Source organism: Paenibacillus sp. E194 (genome assembly GCF_000935845.1).
Lineage (GTDB): Bacteria > Bacillota > Bacilli > Paenibacillales > Paenibacillaceae > Paenibacillus_B > Paenibacillus_B alvei_B.
Genome location: NZ_JMDX01000331.1, coordinates 1 through 5267 on the forward strand (window position 1 = coordinate 1; position 5267 = coordinate 5267).

General features: G+C 47.8%; 6 protein-coding genes. All 6 read right to left on the reverse strand.

The features are described from left to right. Nucleotides 1–642: translation initiation factor IF-2 N-terminal domain-containing protein (locus tag AZ66_RS26550; protein WP_044357648.1), on the reverse strand; the 642-nt coding region annotated here is incomplete at its 3' end. Further along, nucleotides 620–958, reverse strand: a complete 339-nt coding sequence (locus AZ66_RS26555) for a L7Ae/L30e/S12e/Gadd45 family ribosomal protein (RefSeq protein WP_021262431.1) — start codon at nt 956–958, stop codon at nt 620–622. The genes AZ66_RS26550 and AZ66_RS26555, both read right to left, overlap by 23 nt. Further along, on the reverse strand, nt 951–1262 hold the full coding sequence (gene rnpM / locus AZ66_RS26560) for an RNase P modulator RnpM (protein ID WP_021256513.1): 312 nt from the start codon (nt 1260–1262) through the stop codon (nt 951–953). Before rnpM ends, AZ66_RS26555 begins: the two co-directional genes overlap by 8 nt. Nucleotides 1263–1348: 86 nt before the next feature. Next, nucleotides 1349–2446 (reverse strand): transcription termination factor NusA, encoded by a 1098-nt coding sequence (gene nusA / locus AZ66_RS26565; protein ID WP_044357649.1) that lies wholly within the window; start codon nt 2444–2446, stop codon nt 1349–1351. Between the two features lie 90 nt (nt 2447–2536). Next, the gene (gene rimP, locus AZ66_RS26570) at nt 2537–2998 is read right to left on the reverse strand and encodes a ribosome maturation factor RimP (protein ID WP_021262433.1); all 462 of its coding nucleotides are present in this window, start codon (nt 2996–2998) and stop codon (nt 2537–2539) included. A 175-nt stretch (nt 2999–3173) separates the two neighbouring features. Continuing rightward, on the reverse strand, nt 3174–5267 hold a 2094-nt coding region (locus AZ66_RS26575), incomplete at its 5' end, for a PolC-type DNA polymerase III (protein ID WP_044357650.1).

The following is a 5267-nucleotide window of genomic DNA, read 5'->3' on the forward strand; positions in this document are numbered from 1 at the left end:
ACCCTGTCCTTGACGTGGTCCGCGCCTTGACCGTGGTGCGCCTTGGCCTGGTCTTTGCTGGCCGTTAGATCTGTTACCTTGGTTTTGCTGTTGTTCACCTGATCGACGTTGTTCTTGTCCGTTCATATTCCCCTGTTGGTTGCCTTGTCTATTATCCATATTAATGTTTATCTCGCCCTGTCTATTATGGTCTTTTTGACCGTCACGACCTTCACCGCGATTACTGCGATCCTGACGTTCATCACGCCCGCCTCGGTTATCTTCGCGCTGATGGTCGCGACCGTCACGTTGCATTTGCTGCTGTCCAGCACGTGAGTCGCGCTGATCCGACTGGCCTTGACTTGTATTTCCTGCCGATTGGCCAGCTGTTCTATCTGGTGCTTCTGTTGTTTTCGACTGACTGATGTTCACTTTCGGGTGTGGGGTGCTATTGCTTTCCCGCTTCGCCTGCGCATTCTCCTTAATCGTGCGCATGTACGACTCGACTTTCCCCACGGCATCATTCTCCATTACGCTCATATGATTGTTAACTGGTATGTTAAGACGTTTGAGTATCGTAATAATTTCTTTGCTGCTCATATTAAGCGATTTGGCATATTCGTAAACTCTTGTTTTGTCCTTAGTGTTCTCTTGTTTGCTCAATATACTCCACCTCCGACATCGTTTTCAGCCCGTTCGTCATCATGGTCGCAAATCCATCATCCGTTACCGCCAATACTACCCGTTGCAATTTCCCGATGCTCTCACCGAGCTCGGTTCGCGTAAATCCGATAGCAAGTGGCACCCCGTACGACTTACATTTATCTCGAAACTTCTTCTTCGTGTTGTCAGAAGCGTCCGCCGCAACAACCACCAAGCGTGCTTGCTTATTGCGAATCGCCTTGAGGACTATCTCATCACCAGTCGCAAGCTTCCCTGCCCGCTGGGCAAGACCTAGCTGCGACTTTACCTTACTCATGATCGTCCTCCTGCTCCTTCAAGGCGTGGAACTCATCCTCCACCTTGATGAAGTCTTGAGCAAGCTGTTCATAGATGGCAGAGTTCACCTGATGCTTCAAAGCCCGATCAAGCGCACGAGACTTATGTGCAAGTCTGAAGCAGGACAACTTCCCACATAGGTATGCGCCGCGTCCAGACTTCTTCCCTGTCAAATCGATTAGAACTTCGTCCTGTGGTGTCTTCACAACACGGATTAGCTCTTTCTTCGGCATCATTTCTTGACATGCGACACACTTGCGAAGTGGAACTTTCCTTGTTCTCATGACTCAATCCCCCCTTACGATTCGGTCATACATCCCTGATTGAAGGAGACGACCGCTTCATATGGCGTTGGTCGCGCCTTCAGTGTTTATTCGCTTACTTCCATGCTGTCATCTGGTGTTTGCTCATCAGAAGACATTGGAAGCCCTTCTTCATCAGCTTGAGTCTCGCTTTTAATATCAATTTTCCAGCCAGTCAATTTTGCAGCAAGTCGAGCGTTCTGACCCTTAATCCCAATTGCCAGTGACAACTGATAATCTGGCACGATAACACGAGCCATTTTCTCAGCTTCACGAACCTCCACATCAACAACTTTGGATGGGCTCAGTGCATTCGCTACATACTCACTTACATCTTCTGACCAGCGCACGATATCAATTTTCTCACCGCGCAGCTCATTAACAATCGTCTGGACACGCATACCTTTAGGACCTACGCATGAACCAACTGGATCAACTTCCTCGTTGCGGGAGTATACCGCAATTTTAGAACGTTGACCCGCTTCGCGAGCTACCGACTTTATTTCAACGACGCCGTCGAAGATTTCAGGCACTTCCAGCTCGAACAAGCGCTTCAGCAGTCCAGGATGCGTGCGGGACAAAATAATTTGCGGCCCCTTGGTCGTGTTCTCCACTTTCGTAATGTATGCTTTGGTGCGATCGCCGTGCTTGAACTTTTCATTCGGCATCAACTCATTCAATGGAAGAACTGCTTCCACTTTACCCAAGTCTACATACACATTACGCATGTCCTGACGTTGTACGATACCTGTTACGATATCATCCGACTTGTCGATGAACGCGTTATAGATAAGGCCACGCTCAGCTTCCCGAATACGCTGTGTCACAACTTGTTTTGCTGTTTGCGCAGCGATACGACCGAAATCACGCGGTGTAACCTCAATCTCACAAATATCATCCATTTGGTAGTTCGGATTATGTTCGCGAGCAGCATGAAGTGAAATTTCAAGGCGTGGGTCCAACACCTCGTCCACTACGTTCTTGCGTGCATATACTTTAATTACTCCAGTTGCCCGATTGATGTCTACACGTACATTTTGTGCAGTATTGAAGTTTCGCTTATAGCTCGAGATCAGCGCCGCTTCAATCGCATCAATGAGTACTTCCTTGCTAATTCCTTTTTCTCTTTCGATTTCCGACAATGCGTCAATAAAATCCATACTCATTTGGTGAGTTCCCCCTTTCAGCCGAATCCGGCTTCATTCCAATAATGTTACATTCAGCAGAACGATATCCAATCGTTGATTACAATCGTCCTAAAAAACGATAGCAAGACGTGCGCTCGCTACCTTCTCATACGGAATTGCATGTTCCTTCTTGCCGACTTGAACGACAACCGTCTGTTCATCGAAGGAAGTGAGAACTCCTTCGAACTCCTTCAGTCCGCCAATGGATTCGTATGTAGTCACATACACATGCTTGCCTACTGCCTTAACGAAGTCCTTCGTCTTCTTCAGCGGGCGTTCCGCGCCTGGAGACGATACTTCCAAGAAGTATGCATCTGTAATCGGATCGTTCTCGTCCAGCTTCTGGCTTAATACTTCACTAATACGGCCGCAATCCTCAATGTCAATGCCGCCTTCCTTGTCCACAAATACGCGAAGAAACCAACTGCTGCCTTCCTTCACATATTCCACATCGACAAGCTCGAAGTTGTTCTCTTCCAAATAGGGTGTGATCATATTCTCAACTGTCGATTTGATATTGGCTGAGCTCAAATTCAAGAACCTCCTGAAATGTTAGGAATAATGATGTTCCTCTATGTTAGAACCCGATACTAAACATGAAAGAGTGGGTTTCCCCACTCTTTACGTAACGGATTTATCCACATGATTACCAAAAAAATTATATCATAGCCATCTACAATATGGCAAGGGTGTCTCCGATCATGCACTAGAACAGAGACAATTGGTTCGTCTCCGGCAGTCCCCGGAAGCATCCCATCTGATTCAGGAGCTCAACGATCGTCTTCGTTGCCTTGGAACGCATCTGGAAATCCTCGATGGACAAGTACTCCACCCCATCGCGAGAAGCCGCAATATTGCGTGCCGCGTTATCCCCGATCCCTTGTACTGCAGAGAATGGCGGGATGAGCGAGTTGCCGTCGACAAGGAATTTCGTTGCATCTGATCGATATAGATCGATTGGCTTGAATGAGAACCCACGAGCTGTCATTTCAACCGCCATCTCCAAGATCGAGATCATGGCCTTCTCTTTCGTTGTTGCTTGGAAGCCCTTCGCCTCGATCTCATCGATTTTCTTATTGATCGCCTCATAACCTTGGCAGCATAATTCGATATCGAAGTCCTCCGCACGAACAGTAAAGTAAGTCGCATAGAACTCGATTGGATGGTACAGCTTGAAATAAGCTGTCCGAACCGCGGAAATAACATAAGCAGCAGCATGGGCTTTCGGGAACATGTATTGAATCTTCAAGCAGGAATCAATGTACCATTGCGGCACATTACAGTTTTTCATCTCTTGAATCCATTCATCACTAAGACCTCTGCCCTTACGAACGCTCTCCGTAATTTTAAATGCAAGCCCCGCGTCCATACCGGCTTTGTAGATTAAGAACAACATGATCTCGTCGCGACAACCGATTACGGTCTTAATCGTACAGATCCCATTCTTAATCAGTTCCTGTGCATTACCGAGCCATACGCCCGTGCCATGGGACAATCCAGAGATCTGCAGCAAATCGGCGAACGTGCTTGGCTGTGCTTCCACAAGCATCTGGCGCACGAAACGTGTTCCCATCTCCGGTACGCCAAAGGTCGCAACCGGTGTACGGATCTGCTGCGGCGTTACGCCAAGCGCGTCAACGGAGTTGAACATACTCATGACCTTCGGATCATTCATCGGAATCGTCGTCGGATCAATGCCTGTCAAATCCTGCAGCATCCGCATCATCGTCGGATCATCGTGTCCCAGAATATCAAGCTTTAACAGGTTATCTTCGAAGGCATGATAATCGAAGTGCGTCGTCTTCCATTCAGCCGTTGTATCATCCGCCGGATATTGAACGGGTGTTACGTCTTCCACTTCAATATAGTCTGGCACAACGACGATACCGCCCGGATGCTGACCTGTGCTGCGTTTTACGCCCGTACATCCTGCTGCTAGACGGTTAAGCTCTGCTCCGCGCCATCGCTTGCCGTGGTCTTCTTCATATTTCTTCGCGAATCCGTAAGCCGTCTTCTCCGCTACCGTACCGATCGTTCCCGCACGAAATACACTCTTTTCACCGAACAGCACCTTCGTGTAGTTATGTGCGACAGGCTGATAGTCCCCCGAGAAGTTCAAGTCGATATCGGGAACCTTATCCCCTTTAAATCCAAGGAACGTCTCGAACGGAATATCTTGTCCATCGCCCTTCATTGGCTTGCCACACTTCGGACAATCCTTGTTCGGCAGATCAAATCCACTCGGTACGCTGCCGTCCGTGAACCATTCGCTGTGCTTACATTCTGAATTCCGACACGAATAATGCGGTGGCAGCGGGTTAACTTCTGAGATACCAAGGAACATCGCAACGACGGAAGAACCTACGGATCCCCGTGAACCAACAAGATAACCATCTTCATTGGACTTCTTCACAAGACGCTCTGAGATCAGATAGTTCGCGGAGAAACCGAATTTAATGATTGGTACCAGTTCCTTCTCCAGACGCTGAACAATAATATCGTTCAACGGTTCCCCGTAAATGCTCATTGCCTTGTTGTAGCACTTATCACGAATTTCCTGATCTGCACCCTCAATGTTCGGTGTGAACAATTCCTTCGGGAACAGGTCGAAATCTTCAAATCGTTCCAACAGCGTATTCGTATTCTCCACAACAAACTTGTAAGCTTGTTCCTTACCCAAAAATTCAAATTCTTGAAGCATTTCATTCGTCGTGCGGAAATGCGCATCCGGTTTGCGAATATCCTTCAGTGGACTGAATCCCGTAATTCCATGAATGGTAATATCACGGAACATCTTGTC